Annotated in this window: 15 protein-coding genes; 10 read left to right on the forward strand and 5 right to left on the reverse strand. The window is 45.3% G+C overall.

Annotation, left to right across the window (positions count from 1 at the left end; translation table 11 throughout):
- Positions 1 to 25: 25 nt before the first annotated feature.
- Positions 26 to 1,030: a MerR family transcriptional regulator gene (locus tag MKY01_RS04420; RefSeq protein WP_339285548.1), complete on the reverse strand. Its 1,005-nt coding sequence runs from the start codon at positions 1,028 to 1,030 to the stop codon at positions 26 to 28.
- Positions 1,031 to 1,220: 190 nt separating this feature from the next.
- Here MKY01_RS04420 and MKY01_RS04425 point away from each other — a divergent pair, with 190 nt between their 5' ends.
- Positions 1,221 to 2,123 carry an SDR family oxidoreductase gene (locus MKY01_RS04425; protein WP_017690578.1) on the forward strand — a complete coding sequence of 301 codons (903 nt, stop codon included), beginning with the start codon at positions 1,221 to 1,223 and terminating at the stop codon, positions 2,121 to 2,123.
- A 125-nt stretch (positions 2,124 to 2,248) separates the two neighbouring features.
- Here the strand turns inward: MKY01_RS04425 and MKY01_RS04430 are convergent, their stop codons facing one another.
- A complete protein-coding gene (locus tag MKY01_RS04430) occupies positions 2,249 to 4,771 on the reverse strand; it encodes a transglutaminase-like domain-containing protein (RefSeq protein WP_339285550.1) in 2,523 nt (840 codons plus the stop codon).
- Positions 4,772 to 5,076: 305 nt separating this feature from the next.
- Here MKY01_RS04430 and MKY01_RS04435 point away from each other — a divergent pair, with 305 nt between their 5' ends.
- Both MKY01_RS04435 and MKY01_RS04440 read left to right on the forward strand, forming a co-directional pair.
- A complete protein-coding gene (locus MKY01_RS04435) occupies positions 5,077 to 5,496 on the forward strand; it encodes an ester cyclase (protein WP_339285552.1) in 420 nt (139 codons plus the stop codon).
- 129 nt (positions 5,497 to 5,625) lie between these two features.
- Positions 5,626 to 8,004 carry an amylo-alpha-1,6-glucosidase gene (locus tag MKY01_RS04440; RefSeq protein ID WP_339285553.1) on the forward strand — a complete coding sequence of 793 codons (2,379 nt, stop codon included), beginning with the start codon at positions 5,626 to 5,628 and terminating at the stop codon, positions 8,002 to 8,004.
- A gap of 182 nt (positions 8,005 to 8,186) precedes the next feature.
- Here the strand turns inward: MKY01_RS04440 and MKY01_RS04445 are convergent, their stop codons facing one another.
- A complete protein-coding gene (locus MKY01_RS04445; RefSeq protein WP_339285554.1) occupies positions 8,187 to 8,942 on the reverse strand; it encodes a GNAT family N-acetyltransferase in 756 nt (251 codons plus the stop codon).
- A gap of 153 nt (positions 8,943 to 9,095) precedes the next feature.
- Between MKY01_RS04445 and MKY01_RS04450 the strand changes: the two genes are divergently transcribed.
- Complete coding sequence (locus tag MKY01_RS04450; protein WP_339285555.1) at positions 9,096 to 9,758, forward strand: SprT family zinc-dependent metalloprotease; 663 nt, start codon at positions 9,096 to 9,098, stop codon at positions 9,756 to 9,758.
- A 115-nt stretch (positions 9,759 to 9,873) separates the two neighbouring features.
- Here MKY01_RS04450 and MKY01_RS04455 read toward each other — a convergent pair whose 3' ends face one another.
- Both MKY01_RS04455 and MKY01_RS04460 read right to left on the reverse strand, forming a co-directional pair.
- Positions 9,874 to 10,956 carry a saccharopine dehydrogenase gene (locus MKY01_RS04455; protein ID WP_339285557.1) on the reverse strand — a complete coding sequence of 361 codons (1,083 nt, stop codon included), beginning with the start codon at positions 10,954 to 10,956 and terminating at the stop codon, positions 9,874 to 9,876.
- A gap of 99 nt (positions 10,957 to 11,055) precedes the next feature.
- On the reverse strand, positions 11,056 to 11,376 hold the full coding sequence (locus tag MKY01_RS04460) for a metalloregulator ArsR/SmtB family transcription factor (protein WP_127546760.1): 321 nt from the start codon (positions 11,374 to 11,376) through the stop codon (positions 11,056 to 11,058).
- A 183-nt stretch (positions 11,377 to 11,559) separates the two neighbouring features.
- On the opposite strand from MKY01_RS04460, the gene MKY01_RS04465 reads away from it, so the two are divergent.
- The 6 genes from MKY01_RS04465 (at position 11,560) to MKY01_RS04490 (ending at position 16,720) form a co-directional block, all read left to right on the forward strand.
- Positions 11,560 to 11,946 carry a DUF1801 domain-containing protein gene (locus MKY01_RS04465; RefSeq protein ID WP_339285558.1) on the forward strand — a complete coding sequence of 129 codons (387 nt, stop codon included), beginning with the start codon at positions 11,560 to 11,562 and terminating at the stop codon, positions 11,944 to 11,946.
- A gap of 42 nt (positions 11,947 to 11,988) precedes the next feature.
- Complete coding sequence (locus tag MKY01_RS04470) at positions 11,989 to 12,522, forward strand: isochorismatase family protein (protein WP_339285560.1); 534 nt, start codon at positions 11,989 to 11,991, stop codon at positions 12,520 to 12,522.
- A 260-nt stretch (positions 12,523 to 12,782) separates the two neighbouring features.
- Complete coding sequence (locus tag MKY01_RS04475) at positions 12,783 to 12,992, forward strand: helix-turn-helix transcriptional regulator (protein WP_036605982.1); 210 nt, start codon at positions 12,783 to 12,785, stop codon at positions 12,990 to 12,992.
- Positions 12,993 to 13,191: 199 nt separating this feature from the next.
- A complete protein-coding gene (locus tag MKY01_RS04480; RefSeq protein WP_339285561.1) occupies positions 13,192 to 14,775 on the forward strand; it encodes a glycosyltransferase family 39 protein in 1,584 nt (527 codons plus the stop codon).
- Positions 14,776 to 14,839: 64 nt separating this feature from the next.
- Complete coding sequence (locus MKY01_RS04485) at positions 14,840 to 15,328, forward strand: hypothetical protein (protein ID WP_339285562.1); 489 nt, start codon at positions 14,840 to 14,842, stop codon at positions 15,326 to 15,328.
- A gap of 405 nt (positions 15,329 to 15,733) precedes the next feature.
- A complete protein-coding gene (locus MKY01_RS04490) occupies positions 15,734 to 16,720 on the forward strand; it encodes a phosphotransferase (RefSeq protein ID WP_339285564.1) in 987 nt (328 codons plus the stop codon).
- The last annotated feature ends 89 nt before the right edge of the window (positions 16,721 to 16,809 follow it).

Consider the following 16,809-nt stretch of genomic DNA (forward strand, 5'->3'; position numbering starts at 1 on the left):
CGTATAAATGGAAGGAGACTGGAGTTCAGTCTTCTTCCATTTGTTTTAATCGTAACCGCATGCCCTCCTGCAACAGGTTAATGCCATCTACAATCTGGCTCCATTCGGGATTCATCACCTTGCACAGCTTGTTAAAACGCAGAATGCGATCGGTCACAGAGTCCAGCATATATCGGGCCTGTTTACTAAAAAATACTTCAGGTGTTTCGGCATGCTCGACACTTGCATACATCAACACAAAGTCCCACACCATGCTTTGCACAGCAGGGCTATCGATTGCCCAACGCTTGTCCAGCGCTTCGGTAGTGCGAATGCGAATAGCCTCCATTTTTTTCACCCAGACGTCCGCTTCGACTTGTGGTTGATTCACCATAATGAAGAATGGAACCTCCAGCCGAGCTAGATCAGCCCAATAGGCCGGATCATTGATCAGTTCCTGAATTTCCTTCCAGGCCAGTGTTTGCTGAGCCGTCAGTTTGGTATCTTTCATCATGTATTTATCAAAAAAGTGCAGAAACGACACTCTCCACTCCTGCGGAATGCTGTCCAGCAGATGGGATTCATCCACCTTGGCAGCAACAGATTGTTTTCGCCTGCTCGCATTGGCCGTTAGCGATTCTACCAGACTGGAGATGTAGGTAAGAGACTGCTCCGAGCGCAGTGAAGTTTCTTCTTCATGCTGCCTCGCTTGCTGCAAAACGGAGAGCATGGAATTCATCGTGCCGATCTGGGTTTCCAACGCTTCAATCTGCAGATCCAGTGCCTGTGCTACCGCCAGTTCACCGGACATGAGCTTTCGAATATCCGGTATGCTGAAATTCAGATAACGAAGTGTTGTAATGAGTTCGAGTTGCCACAGGTCTTGCGTTGTATAGAGTCGATGCCCACCTTCCGTATGACTGGAGGGTTGTAACAGTTCAATCTCATCGTAATAACGGATCGTTTTCACCGTGGAGCCGATCAGTTTGGCTGCTTCACCGATGGAATAGGGTTCTTTGTTTGCATTCAACGAGATCACCTCATGATTCATTATACAACCTCCTGTCACTGGAGATTCAATGTTAGACGACTGTCATGGAATTCTGGCGGGCTTAGTTTAAATTCCACCCATCTCGGTTACAAAGGAAAGAGTGCAACTTTTACGCAAATTAAATTCACAACAAATAAAAAATACGTTTATACGATGGGTATCGTGTAAATAACCAAGGAGGAAATTGAACATGGCTAATCAAGATCAGCACACCATGCAAGATCCAACGACCCAATATCCAAAGGCGACACCGGAGTGGAAACAGCAACAGGATGAGCCGGGGCTCCAGCGTGAGATGACCCCTGTTCCCGATGCGGGTGAGAAAAGTTATAAAGGCAGCGGACGTTTAACAGGACGTAAAGCGGTTGTGACCGGAGCCGACAGCGGAATAGGCCGGGCGGCAGCGATTGCGTTTGCTCGTGAAGGCGCGGATGTCGTTCTTGCCTATCTGCCGGAAGAGGAAGCAGATGCGCAGGAAGTTGTGAAGCTGATTGAGGAAGCCGGTCGCAAAGCAATTACGATGCCAGGTGACCTGAAGGATGAGAAATACTGTGAAGAACTCATTGAATCTGCGGTAAAAGAGCTTGGCGGGATTGATATCCTTGCTAACGTGGCAGGTAAACAGCAGTTTGTGGAGCAGATTGCGGATCTGACCACCGAGCAGTTCGATGCAACGTTCAAAACAAATGTCTATTCCATGTTCTGGCTCTGCAAAGCAGCTGTGAAACACATGAAGCCGGGCAGCTCCATTATCAACACATCATCGATTCAGGCATACAAACCTTCGCCAATCCTGCTGGATTATGCGACAACGAAGGCATCCATTAACACGTTCAGCAAAGCGCTGGCGCAACAGGTGGGTAGCAAAGGAATTCGTGTCAACGTTGTTGCACCAGGCCCGGTATGGACACCACTTCAGGTCGTGGGTGGACAACCAGTCGAGAAGCTGGCCGATTTTGGCTCCAATACACCGCTTGGTAGAGCAGGACAACCTGCCGAGATGGCTCCGGCATTTGTGTTCCTGGCAAGCCAGGAATCCAGCTATGTGAGCGGAGAGACACTGAATGCAAATGGCGGTACGGTTAGTCCGTAAACGTTGGATATAAAAGGCCTATAAATCCTAGGTCAGTACTCATAGGAAATTTAAGCAAAACACTCCATTCCCGATGAAGGTGAATGGAGTGTTTTATTGTTATGTTATTTTTTATGAAAATAAAATTACTTCTGCTCTGGTTTCGGGTCCAGAATGGCATAACTGCCTAGCGTGGCTAATTGTGCTGTATTCAGAAGGGCTTCATCCACTGCAGCGAGGGCTTCGCCGGCAGCTGTCATCAGCTCATCAGAGTCAACAGGTGAGGCGAAACGGAGAATGACCCGGTTCTCTCCTTTTTTGAGTTCACTCTCAGCCTTGGTTTTGTACTCATTAATGGACGCGACTTCGAGATCATTCTGCACATAATAATCATTGGCATCGCTCTCGCCATTAAACATCGTGAGCTCGGAATCAAGCCAATAATCTTGATCCGCTATCGTTTTCTGACTTGCAGCAGTCTCATCATTGGCATTGTACAGGAAATACGGGATGCCGGAGTTCGTCAGGTTGTTGGTGGCATCGACATGGAACCATTCGTTCCCGATTTTGACCTTGTTCCATGCATGTGGAACGCCGCTGGAAGCGCCCGTTACAACGATGCTTTCCAATCCCGAGAGATCGGAGAGCAATTTGTAAACGGAAGCATAGCTGGCACATACCCCAACTCCTTTGACCAGAATACCGTATGTGGTAAACGAGTCATTAAACTGTGGATCGACATTTTTGAAGTTGTTTTGCTCCGCATTTTCCAGCGCTGCATCATCATACTTTGCGTTATCGTTCAGATAATCGTAGATGGCTTTCCGTTTCTCGTCTTCGTTCATACCATTCTTGATAATGGAAGCCACCACTTCGTTTGCTTTGGCAATAATCTCATCTTGCTTCTTCTGGATACCACTAGCCGATTCATTGTAATAAATGGAAAGGGTAAGTGTACCATAGTTGTATTCGAAACCTTCCACACCAAGAATCAATGGATTCTGGTACATCACTTTCAAAACAACATCTGAGAGTGTCGTGAAATTTTGAGCTTCGGGGAAAGCTTTTAACGAAATTTTATCTTGTGCCGCAATCATGTTCTTGGCTAAAACTTCTTCCAATGCGGAATCTGCATTGATCATTGCATCGCCTGTAGCAGGCTGAGGCACGGTTTCCTCATTACCTTGTTCTACATTTTGCTGTGTATTCGATTTCTGTTCATCTACCAGGTTGTCTTCTTCAGCTTCGGGAGCTGGAGCAGGTGTTTCATTGGAAGTTTCTTCAGAAGCCATATCTGAAGAATTATCAGAAGTATCATCGGAAGCCTCAGTAGATAGAGGATCAGTTGCATCTTCTGACGTTCCAGTATCGGTTGTAGACTCTGTAGTTGAAGTTTCCGAAGCCGGTGCTTCCTCTGTTTCCGTTGCAGACTCAGGTGCATCATGATTGTTAATGATCGTTGGCACATCAGGTGCAGGAACGTAAGGTGTGTCATTCTTTGGTTCCACCAGTCCGTTGCTGGAATCGGCTACGGTTTGCTGAGCAAGTCTGTCCAGGTCTGCTTGGGTCACATTTTCTACGCGCACGTAACTTTTCAAAGCTGTTCCTTTAACGTGAAAAGGAATATTCGTTTCATTGAACTCTGAAATTTCTACGCTTTTGGTATCATAGACAATGGTTTCACGAGCTAGAGAGCCGTCATTGTACTCAACTGTTGCTTTCTGAGGAAGTACATCTATATTCTTTAATTTCTCCCTATACAATTGTTCTTTCAGAGATGTTGGCAACTGGGAAGCAAGCGGAGCTGTAGGGACACCTCTGCTAAAATTGGATTCTTTGCCTCCGCCGATTGCAGTGACGTAATATTCTCCTCGTATACCATGGTTCTGAGTGGTAGTTATCATTTCATTATAAGTGCCTAGCCCGCCTTTTCCGTCTCTCAAAAAATCATTGAAAGACGTCTCTGTCGTTACCGCAATATCTAAAGGCAGACTATTACTGAACGCGTCCTCTGCGCCAGTTAGAGGTACATTTGTATCGAAGTTGGTTAGGTCAGAACGTTTATAAATTTTATATTCTGTGGCACCTTCAACCTTGTCCCAGACCAACTTGAACCGTCTATCTTTGTCAATTTCGTATCTTAGGTTAGGTACGGGTAACTCCGATTTTACTGTAAACGGAATAATGATGGGCTGATCGAGTAGTGTTAGCTTCTCAGCATCTGGATCATAATTCAGACGAATGTAATAAATGGGGGCACCGCCCCAAGAACTTTGATCCTTGTTCATCATGGAATCTGAACTTAAAACGCCCCATCCAAGAGGTCTAATAGAAATACTATTGTCATGAATATCTGATAATAAAGGTACTTCACTTGCTTTGAGTGCTTTAATATCGGTATGTACGGATATGGTATCTCTCAGGGACCAATTAGATTTTCCTAAATCTGCTTTAAACTTGAACGTAAATTCTTCATCCTGAGCTACGTTGTACATCGGCATGATCGCTTGTTCCGATTCAGAGCCGTATTTCTGCTTCAAACTTAAAATGGTAGAACCTTCTACTACTTCTGTAGGGTTATTTTCGGACGGACTACTCTCCTGTTCAGTACTCTGGCATCCAGCCAGTAACAGGGTGAGTGCAAACATAATGAAAAATAGACGTTTCATGATACACCGCTTTCTTGTTTTTCTGAGTTGCTCTAATGCTACGTTTCTACACACCGAAAGACTATCAAAATTGGTTAAAACCCATACACGAACCTCTTAACAGCCAAACCTCCTATTAATTTCCTAATATCCTTTGCTAGTTTATGGTCATATTGACGCATTGTCAAGGTGAGAGGGTAGGTTTTAAGTCCTGTAGAACAATAGAACAGTTGTAATTCCATAGCGGGGGGACCATGTTAAAATACAAGAGTTACTACATATTTATATATATAACAGAAGAATAATTGAGGAGGCTGGATTGGCGTATGACAGCAGAACAGATTGTCAGAACCTTTTTTGAAGAAGTCCGATCAGGCCGGAATCCTGATTATGCAAGCAGCGTGATGGCGGAACAAGTACTGGCTCATCAAGTAATATCCGAAGCTGAGGTCACGGTCACCCGAACACCTTCCGATTATACGGATCATGTGCGAGAGATGATTGAAGCATACGGGGAGTTTTCACTCGAAATTCTGGAGTTGCTGACGCAAGGCGATAAAGTCTATGTGCGCTGGAGACAAACCGGTACCCATGTTGGCGAAGTGGACGGATACAGCCCAACCAAACTCCCGGTTATTGAAATTGCCAGTGCGGTATACCGAGTGGAAAACGAACGAATTGCAGAGTATTGGATACAGATCGACAGGTTGGGCATCGAGAAACAATTGGAACGTAATCGGAGCTGAGTTTCTCAGCTCTTTTTTAGTTTTCAGTTCTTTGTAAGCGTTCCCGTGTTATAATGGACAAAGTTGTATACAAGTTACCTAAAACGTTTTCTGTCTTTTAACTCCATAATCTGAAAGTGAGGTTCAGTGATGATTAAAGCAACGGAAGATAATCAATATGTTGAACTAACAAGCCCGACAAGTTTACCGAAGGCATCCGGATTCCTTTGGAATGAAAAGATGATGATTCATGTGAATTGCCGGGGGTACGCGGTGGCCCAATTCATGCAGCCCGAACCTGCTAAATACTCGTATGCGCCCAACCTGGAAGCCAAGACGTTTATGCAACCGGAGCAGCCATACTATGCCCACCATCCGGGACGGTTTGTCTACATTAAAGATGAAATAAGTGGCGAAATTTTCTCAGCCCCGTATGAACCGGTTCGCAAGCAGGCGGATAGCTATACGTTCGCTGTCGGTAAACACGATATTCATTGGAAAGTGATTCAGGACGACATTTGCATCGAGATGTCCCTGCGTCTGCCGAAGGAAGATGTCATGGAGCTATGGCGTGTGAAGGTAACCAATCTGTCTTCGAGAAAACGCAAGCTGAGTATCTACCCGTATTATACGGTCGGTTATATGTCCTGGATGAACCAATCCGGTTCATATGTGGAAGATTTGCAGGGCATTGTCTGCTCGGCGATTACGCCGTATCAGAAATATCAGGATTATAGCAAAATCAAAAATTACAGCGACAAAACCTATCTGCTTGCAGATCACCAACCGACTGGCTGGGAAGTAAATCATGAGACTTTTGAAGGCGAAGGTGGGCTACATAATCCTTCGGCCCTGCAGTCGGAGACACTGGCTGGTGGAGATGCACGGTACGAGACACCTGTAGCTGTATTGCAATATAGAGTCGAACTGGAAGCAGGAGCGGAGCAGGCGTATCGATTCATCTTTGGTCCGGCTCATGATGAGACAGAGATTGAGGGCATTCGTCAGCATTATTTTGTGAAGCAGAATAAGGATGGACAGGATGGTTTCGTCGCAGCCGAACAGGAGTATGCTGAGTATATTGCGGAAGGGCAAGGGAACATCCAGATTCAGACACCGGACAGCTGGTTAGATAATGTCGTGAATCACTGGCTACCTCGTCAGATGTACTATCATGGCAAAACCAATCGTCTGACAACCGATCCGCAGACGCGGAATTATTTGCAGGATAACATGGGTATGAGCTACATTCAGCCGCAGATTGCACGAGCTGCGTTCTTGACCGCTCTCTCTCAGCAGCATATAAGCGGCGCGATGCCAGACGGCATTATTTTGCACCCGGACGCAGAACTGAAATATATTAACCAGGTTCCTCATACCGATCACTGCATCTGGCTTCCGGTCTGTATGAAGACCTATTTGGATGAAACGAATGACTATAGCATTTTGGAGGAACAGGTTGCTTTTACAGACAGTGAACAAAAGGTTTCCGTACTGGAGCATATGAATCTTGCGATGCGCTGGTTGATCCATGAGCGTGATGCGCGTGGGTTGAACTATATCAATCAGGGTGACTGGTGTGATCCGATGAACATGGTGGGGTACAAAGGCAAAGGGGTATCCGGCTGGTTAACCATTGCGTCGGCATATGCGTTCAATGTGTGGGCAGAACTTGGTGAACAGGCAGGGCATGGCGAGGTTACAGCGGAATTCCGTCAGGAAGCCACTCAGACCAATGCGGTAGCCAATGAGTATCTGTGGGATGGGGACTGGTATGCCCGCGGAATTACGGATGATAACGTAGTGTTTGGTGTAAGCAAAGACGTGGAAGGGCGCATCTATATCAATCCTCAGAGCTGGGCACTTATGAGCGGTGCTGCGGATCAAGATAAACAGGAGAAGTTAATTCGTGCGGTAGAGGAGCAATTGGAGACGCCATATGGTGTCGAGAAGCTCGCGCCGTCTTTCACCGCCATGCGGGAGGATGTAGGTCGTGTCACGCAGAAACATCCGGGAAGTGCAGAGAATGGTGCCGTGTACAATCACGCGGCGGCGTTCTATATTTACGCGTTGTACCTGGTGGGCGAGAAGGAGAAGGCGTATCGTTTGCTACGTAAAATGATTCCTGGCCCCGATGGCGAGGATATTCTCCAGCGGGGTCAGCTACCCGTATTTATCCCGAATTATTATCGCGGAGCCTATCGTCAATTCCCACGTACAGCTGGGCGCTCCAGTCATCTGTTCAACACCGGCACGGTGCCGTGGGTGTATCGTTGCCTGATCGACGGATTGTTTGGACTGCAAGGTCATGCACAAGGACTTCAAGTGCGGCCGCAGTTACCAGAAGATTGGAACAAGGCATCAGTTACGCGGTTGTTCCGCGGGGCTGAGCTGAATGTAAACATGAAGAAGGATGCAACTGTCCAGACGATTGAAGTGCATGTTGACGGCCAAGGGATTGAAGGCGACATCATCAAGAACATACAAGCCGGTATGAAATATGAGGTGCTGGTGAAGCTGCCTCTGTAGAAAAGCGCAGGGGGTACTGCTGAACGATGTGAAGAGTTTTGGACAATCACTAAGAAAAATTAAAAACTGCCTTTCCTTCATAGGAGGAGGGCAGTTTTGCTTTCAAGATGTTGTTTTGAATTAATCTGTTTGTCAGACTGAATATGATAAAATCCACAAGCTAAGCTTGATTAGCAAACACTCTATTCTTTGACTCTGTACCAATAGCTATAAATCTCTGAATAACCCAGCTTGGCGTAAAGCTTCAAGGCAGGTGCATTATTCGCAACGACTTGCAGATAACTAGACGTAGCGCCATTCCTTTTTGCCCAATGCAGGAGATGCAAGATCATCTGTTCAGCAAGTCCCCGATTCCGGAAGTTAGCGTCTGTTATGATGTCATACAATCCAATGTAGCCACGTTCGATGACACCGAACCCACAAGCGACGACTTGCCCGTCAATCAACAGCGAAATGAAACCTACCTTTGTCCGGATGTTGTCCAACATTAATTCGGTCGTTTCCCGTTGCAGATCATTCACCTGATTCAACCGGCAAAAGTGATCCAGCCATGTTGTGGTCAACTGTTCGTCGATCTGTACAGATTGGTGCACAGGCTCTTTGATCTCTTCCAGACTCCGAGTCTGGATGCGGGTCAGATCGACAAAGCCATACCCTTTCTCTTGCAAAAGTTGGTCGAGATGATCCGGCTGAATAAACGGTGTGATTTTGAATATGGTATTTAACTGATTGGAAGCATAGATGCGCTCACATTCCTCAATCTTTTCATACACATCCAGAGTGGAGTAGTGGATCGGTTGAACGGAGTTGGCACGTTTGGTATATCCTTTGGCAAAACGCAGTACCCAGCCGTCATACAGTAAGGTGGACAAGGGTTGCCAGTGGTTAAGCGATAGTTCTTCAATGGTTTTGTGTTCTGAATCTATGGTATGCGTCATATCCAACCTCCGATTTTATGATTAAATAATAATACATAATTCTGTATAAAAATACAATATAAACATATATATCGTCGAACAGTATGCATTATGGTCGGAGATGGTATACAATTTGATTTGATTGAATGATTAACTTCAGGAGCGGAGCGCATTATGTTAACTATAGAATTAAATAATCACAGCATTAACTGTCATATCCAATACGGCAAACGCAAGAAAGTTTCCATCACGATGGACTTGCCTTATATGGTAACAATCAAAGCACCCAATGGTACCAGTGAAGACATGATCCGGCAACTTGTAGAGCAGCACGGGGATGTAATTTTGAAGAAATCTGCACTGATGCAGCGGGTGCTCGAAGGTCCTCAAGCCAAGGAATACGAAGATGAGGGCAAGGGGAAGTTTCTGCTTTTTGGCAAGGAGCATGCATTGCATGACTTAATCCCTGTAGAGGGTCTGACAGAAGAAGAGCTGCGAGCGAATCTGAAGAAGTTTTATTTTGCCGAGTGTAAACGTATGATTGGGGAGCGCATCGGTCGCTATCAGCAGGAGTTGAAGGTGAAGCCGAAGTCAGTAGAGATCGTAGATTCTCCCACCAAGTGGGGCAGTTGCAGCTGGGACAAAAAACTTACGTTCAATTATCGTCTGGCGATGGCGCCACTGGAAGTGATGGATTATGTCATCATTCATGAACTGTGCCATATTCACCACATGAATCATGATCGCTCCTTCTGGCGGCGGATCGGTAGCATCATGCCGGATTACAAAACAAAAGAAGATTACCTGATGCGCAATGGTCGGGCTATGACACTATAATTCCAGACCCAAGTTTGTACTTGATACGATAGATCCCTCCATTATAATTCGTAAAATCCGCGATGGTCCCACTGTTTGCAGTGAGCGGCTTCGCGGATTTTTTGTTATGTCTGGATCAGGAGTGGGTTACTTGAACGCCGTATTGTGTGAAAAAATGAGTAACCGCATCCATGTCCATTCGATCATCAAACAGATGCTCAGGATAATAGATGCCTGGAGCCAGAGGCTCATCCGTAGGCATCATCAGTATTTTCTCGGCTTGCACCGCAGCGCCGAGTGCAGTCATGTGGGTCTGACCGAGTGGGTCAGAGACCGTCATCGTTCGTTCAACCTGATTACCTTTCGCATCCAGCCCTTTCAATTGAATGACCAGATGATGTGCACTCCCGGTTCCCGGATTATAGAGCAATTTCCGCCGGAATGGCTGGAAACGTTCACCACTGATCATCTTCCATACTCCGGTTTTGACCAATCCGGCGAGAGCATATGTAGATACTTTACTATCGAATGAGATACGGAAACTGGCGGAATCAATATGGCTGGTATTAGGCAAAGTGACGTGATCGGGGGTGTCCAGTCTGTAACATGGGGTCGTATACCCGTTCGGGAAATGAACTTTAATCGGATCTGTCATGGGATAGACGAGTCGATGTGTATTGGCTTCGGTTATCTGAAAAGGAATACTCATCCGGTCCATGAAGGCTGCCGAATCAGGGCCGGCCTTATCCCGCAACGACCATAGGGCATGAATGTTTACTTCGACATGTTGCAGAGAGTTAGAAAGTATCATGGCAAAGAGTGACGCCGTTCCTGCCATCCATCCAGAGGACAGCACTACCGGAGCATGAAGCTCTTCCTGCTCTATTGTACGGATCGCTTGATTGAACACCTCAGTCCAGCGTGTTACATCGATAAGTGGTATTTTTCTCCGCACCGCCGATACCAGTAACCGATCATCCAGATCGTTCACTGCATTAATGATTAGCGATATATTCTCTCCTGCGTGAATCAGTGGATCGTCTGCATGGGTATCAACAACAACCGTTTGGACACGATTGGATGGAAAAGGTGCTGCTTTACCCGCAGAACGGCCTCCCAGTACCAATTCCAGATCAGGATGCCTGTCATGCAAAATGCGGGCAAGCTGTGCACCTACAGCACCATAACCTCCAGCGATAAGAACTCTTTTTCTATTCATTCGATATACCTCCGTTGATATGTTTATGTACTTATATGTTTAAACCATTAAACCGATAAGGGTGAAGAAAAGGAATGCAGTTCACCAGCGCGATATGCGCTAGCTCTGACATTCCACTTCTACGAGATGAACGAGCTGTTTGAGTAATTCGATCGCATCGTTGAACTCCAGCTTGTAATACATCTCCGTACCTTTTTTCTGAACCGATAACAGCCCGGATTGACGCAATATTTTCAAGTGATGAGAGACCGTAGGGCGTGACATGGGGACATGCTCTGCAATCTGCGATACGTTCATGCTCTCTTGATCAATGAGCAGCGATATGATTCGCTGGCGAACGGGATCTCCCAAACCTTGAAGATAAGGACTTAGATTCTCGAAAATATCAATAACTTTTTGGTTACCTATCGACTCGTTCATGGCTCACTCCGTTATAATGTTTAATTGTTTAAACGTATTATAAGGCTTAGTTCACTTAAAAATCAAATTTAACATTCCAAGTTGCAGGAAATAGCTGTTCCGCTTGTCCATTTGAAGTACAATATAAGCAAATATGCCCGTACCACGAATCCATTGATGTATCCGTGGTGGAAGGAGTCCAAGATGGCTGAGAGTAACCATTATTCGGTGCTGGTAGATGAATATATCTCGGAGTTTGCACCTGATGTACAGGTGAGATTACAGGCAATAAGACAGATTATTCGTGAAGCGGCTCCGAACGCCGAAGAGAAGATCAGTTACAAGATGCCTACGTATGCACAGCATGGGAATCTGGTTCATTTTGCCGCATACCAGCATCATATTGGATTTTACCCTGCTCCTAGGGGAATTCAAGCTTTCAAAGAGGAACTCTCCAAGTACAAAGGGGCTAAGGGATCTGTCCAGTTTCCGCTGGACCAGCCATTGCCGGAGGATCTGATCCGCCGGATTGTGGAGTTTCGGGTGAAAGAAAATGTGGAAAAAGCTCGGGAGAAGAAGCAGAAGAAGTAGTAAATGGTAAAAACCTGTTAGTCTACTGAAGGGGAAGTACAGATGAACAAAGCACTAATCGTGTTGGATGTGCAGTATGGGATCACGTCATTGAAGGATTTCACAGTTCAGTTGGGCAAGATTGAAGCGGTTATCGCTGATTTTGAACAGCAACATGAGCCAATCATATACATGAAACATGTAGATTACGATCAGGAGGGTTCTTCACTGTTCTATAAAAATGTTGAGAACCTGGAAATTATAATGGGTACGGGTCAGTATCCTGTTATGGAGAAAAGCAAACCAAGTGCCTTCAGCAATCCGGAGCTAAGAACTTGGCTACATGAGCATCAGGTAGAACATGTATTTATTGTTGGATTCAACATGGAATATTGTTGTCTGTTTACGGCAATTACTGCAGAATACGAAGGGTTTAAGGTAACCTTGATTGAGGACGCAACAGGTTCAGTGAACACAGCGGAGACGTATGAGATGCCGGGTCTGGACATTCAGGATTTTGTCGGTTCGATTCTGAATTGGTCGAATTGTATTGAAGTTTTATATGTGGATGAGTATAAAGAAATGTATCGTATCTAGCGTGGTTTACAAGTGACGCCGGAGATTTGAGTAGGGTATAATAAGAGCAGATGAGACGTAAAATGCAAAGAGAGCCGCGCTGGTAACACGACTCCTCCGAGCAATAGCCGCTTTTAAGGGCGGTGGGCTTCGCTTAGAAAGATGATCAACAATAGACCGCATCCTTTTGCGAGGGGGGCGGTCTATTTGTGTGTATTGGACAGAATAAGGCATCCTTTGTCAACATCACAGTGTGCATTTTAGTTTGGAGGGGAATTCGTATGATCAAGGTTCATTTATCTCGTATTATGGGTGAGAAAAGAATTAATATTGCTGATTTATCCCGACTAACCGGATTACATAGAAATGGGATTGCCAAGTTATATAATGAAGAAACCGATGGTGTGAAGTTCGATACGCTGAATCGAATATGTGAGGCTTTGGATTGTGACATCCAGGATATCATTGAGTTTATTAAGGACGAGAAGTGATCTTCAACATTTAGCTAAGGCCCTATACTTTTAAAAAATTGGACATATAGACCGTTACCTTATCGAAGGGACGGTTTTTTTTCTGTTTGTATACACATACTGATCCGCACCGATCGCAAGCGTTACTCCTTTTCAGCGATTTTTCAGCCAGAGCCATTATAATACTCACGGAATCCTGTAATCGAAAAGGAGTTTTTGCATGTCTAAGGTGCTGCATAAGTCGTTTTATCTCATTTTGCTCGTGTTTGTTGCGGTGTTTATTGCTTCGTCCTTGTTGGTACGGGCACAGTACAACTATGCCTTGTATGGGGACAATCCCATTTTGGGCATGCAGCAGTGGAGTATTTTTCTCCCGGTCATTCTTTTGCTTCTTGGTTCAGGTGTCGGGTTATATGCTCTATGTCTGAAGCTGGACAAATACAGCCCGAAGGTTGTCATTCCGATTGTGCTGTTATGTTCTCTCGTCATTCAGATCATCATCATTTTTGTATTTCCGAGAGTGCCCACCGATGATTCACAGACCGTTCTTTCACTTGCTATGAACATGCTGTATGACCAAGACTACTCTTCGTTTGAAACGGGTGGTTATCTGCACATGTTCCCGTTTAACTATTCGATCGTGTTGTATCTGAAGACATTGCTGTACCTGTTCCCGGACAACTATCTGGTCATCAAACTATTTAATATTTTGTTTTCAACGTTAACAACGTTCATGATTTATCTTATCTACAAACAAGTGAACGACAGATCCACGGAACGTGATTACGGTGTGTTGATCTTTGCAGCCACGTACCTGCCTTCCTTATTCCTGAACAACCTGATCTATAACGATGTGATTGCTACTGCATTTCTGACATCGTGCCTATACTTTGTTCTTCGTTTTGTACGTGAAAAGTCTTGGAAAACCATCGTCATTGCCGCCGTTTTTCTCGCGATGGGCAATTACTTCCGAAGCATTGGCGTGATCGTGCTGATCGCTGCCATCATATATATCCTGCTAAATTTACGGAGCATTGGAATGAAGAAAGTCATCATTTCCATCGGTGTGCTGGGTATGTTGTTTAATGTACCAACCTGGACTCAGAATGCGGTTCTTCAATCCTCCGGTGTTGTGAGCGAATCTGTCGGAGAGAATGCTGCACCGGTCTATATGTGGCTGAATATGGGCATTAATCTGGAGCGTTTTGGCTTCTGGGACAATATGGAGAGTTATCAGATCTATCAGAGGCAGGCCAACTACAATAAGGCTGAGAGCGCAACATTGTTCAAACAAGAGATCAGCAACAAGCTGTCTGAAGCAAGTGCAAGTGACTTGGTGCAGATGTATTACAAAAAGATTATATGGACCTGGACCGAAGGAACGTACCAAATGGACCGATACGGAATCGGCAATGAAAGTTCCTTGGGTGCCGGAAGAGGAAGGGGAGGTGGAATCGCAGGCTCCTACAGTTACACCAATGCGATAACAGAACTGTTGCAAGGGGATTCGGCTTATCGGACAGGTTTGCTCTGGATTGTATATGTGATGAATTTCTTGATGTACTGTTTTATTTTCATCCGGTTGGTCGGTGGAATTCGTCATAAACGGTATGATGAAGTCTCCTTAATCCTGGTCATTCTCGGATTCATCGGATTTTATATTCTGTGGGAGATTAAGTCCAGATACATCTACCCTGTATATCCGTTGTTGGTTGTGCTGTCCTATATGGGTTTCAAAGATACGTATGACTTCATATTGCATCGTAAAGGTACCTTGGAGAAATATTCCCTGAGAAAAAGGTGATCATATGCGAAAAAATAAATATTTCACATCGGTTACAATACTCCTTTTGCTAGGGTGCTCGGTTATGCTTACGGCCTGCGATGTGATAACCGCTCAGAATATTACCAAGACCGGTTCTGCACAAGGCATGAACGGTGGCGGTATGCCGAATGGTGGCGGACTGGGCATGAATGGAGGAACACCGAGAGGTGGAAGAGGCACCGCGGGCATGAATGATCGAACAGGCAGTCCTGGCATGACGCAGGGGATGATGAATGCCGACATTACTGGTAGAGTCATCTCCGTGAATGGAAACACAGTTACGCTGGCGTTACTTAAGGTGCAGGACAACTCATCCCCAAGCATGGAATGGAAGGATACCGGAATGGAGATGAGATTGAATTTAAGTGATGATGTTACTATCACTGAAGGCATGGGGACGCCGGGTTCGGGCAATCCCAGCCCACGTACGAATTCGTCCATTCAGGTGTCTGATCTTCAAAAAGAAAACATCGTGATGGTGTGGTATAAGGACAACACCAAGACGGTGGAACGGGTGATGGTTGTCCAGTAAAAAATGATGGGATTATCGTCATTTTGTAATTGCTTACATTTGGCTTATCGGCTATTATGGTAACAACTGGTTTTTTGAAGGGAGTGAGCGTCATGAAACGACGGTCTAAGATGGTATGTTCCATTACTACAATGAAGGTAAGCATAAACTGAATAATTCCGGCAGACCATTCAGATGCAGGGTGGAAACATCCAGTTTCCCAGTCCGGTCTGAGATCTGTCGATATATAGGGATGTAACTGCTCATTTTTTCTGGCGTATGCGAGGTTTATTTGCTTGTGCAAATTTCTCATACACTCAGAATTTTTAAAAGCCGCAGGCATAGCCTGCGGCTTTTTGCGCGCAAAAATAGACATTCGTTGCCTACAAGCAATGCACATAAAACGATAAAAAAGGAGAACTGCCCATGTTAAAATTAAAATATTTATTTCAACATAATGATCTTGCCGAGATGATTTTAAAGAATTGGAACTATGATCCTGAGTCGCTGGATATGTTTCAGTATTATCGCATATCCTCCAATGCCGTGTATCCGTTCAGAGATCAGGGGGAAGTGAGATTGCTTCGTTTTGCCCCGGTAGAGGAGAAAAATCAAATCAATCTTGGCGCTGAACTGGAGTTCCTGCGTTATCTTCAAACGAATCATTATGGAGCCATGGAGGCTGTACCTTCTCATTCAGGGACAGAACTCATAGAGGCTCACACCCCATGGGGAGTGTACTATGCTTCCGTATTCAAGCGAGTACCTGGATCGCAGTTAGGAAGCATTGATTTGAATGACTCCATCCTGTACAGCTATGGTCAGGCATTGGGTGAGCTGCATCATTTATCACGTACATTCATGCCTGAGCAAAAGGAGAAACGCTGGACCTATACGGATGTTTTGGATTGGATGCAGGAGATCCTGAAGGGTTTTCCTGGTGAAACGGTTGCTTTGAATGAGGTGGAGTTTCTTCGAACGTATTTTGCGACTTGGCCGATGACCCAGCAAAATTTCGGACTCATCCACTACGATTTTGAACTGGACAATGTTTTCTATGACGAAGGTAGCCAGTCTTGTTATGCCATTGATTTTGATGACGCGATGTATCACTGGTACGCAATGGACGTGGAACAGAGTCTGGATAGTTTACGTGAGGAGATCGAGCCTGAACAATGGGAGCAGAAGAAACAATTGTTCCTGAACGGGTACTGGTCCAAGGCAGGAGAACGTTATGATCTGGAGAGTATGTTCCCCGCTTGTCGCCGTTTTGCCAACTTGTACGGTTATGTGCGTATGCTTCGATCTGTTGCAGAGCAGTGGTCACATGAGCCGGAGTGGATGAGCGGACTAAGAGCGAGGTTAACGAGGATAATGACAGAAAAGGCAGAGCAATTCGGTCATCCGATTTAATTTCTAGTGCAGACCGACGCTCCTCCAATTCAATAAAAACATGTCATGTTCACACCAGAATAATATGTTTCGAGAAAAAACAAACCAGC

The sequence above is a fragment of the Paenibacillus sp. FSL R5-0486 genome (assembly GCF_037975155.1).
GTDB lineage: Bacteria > Bacillota > Bacilli > Paenibacillales > Paenibacillaceae > Paenibacillus > Paenibacillus amylolyticus.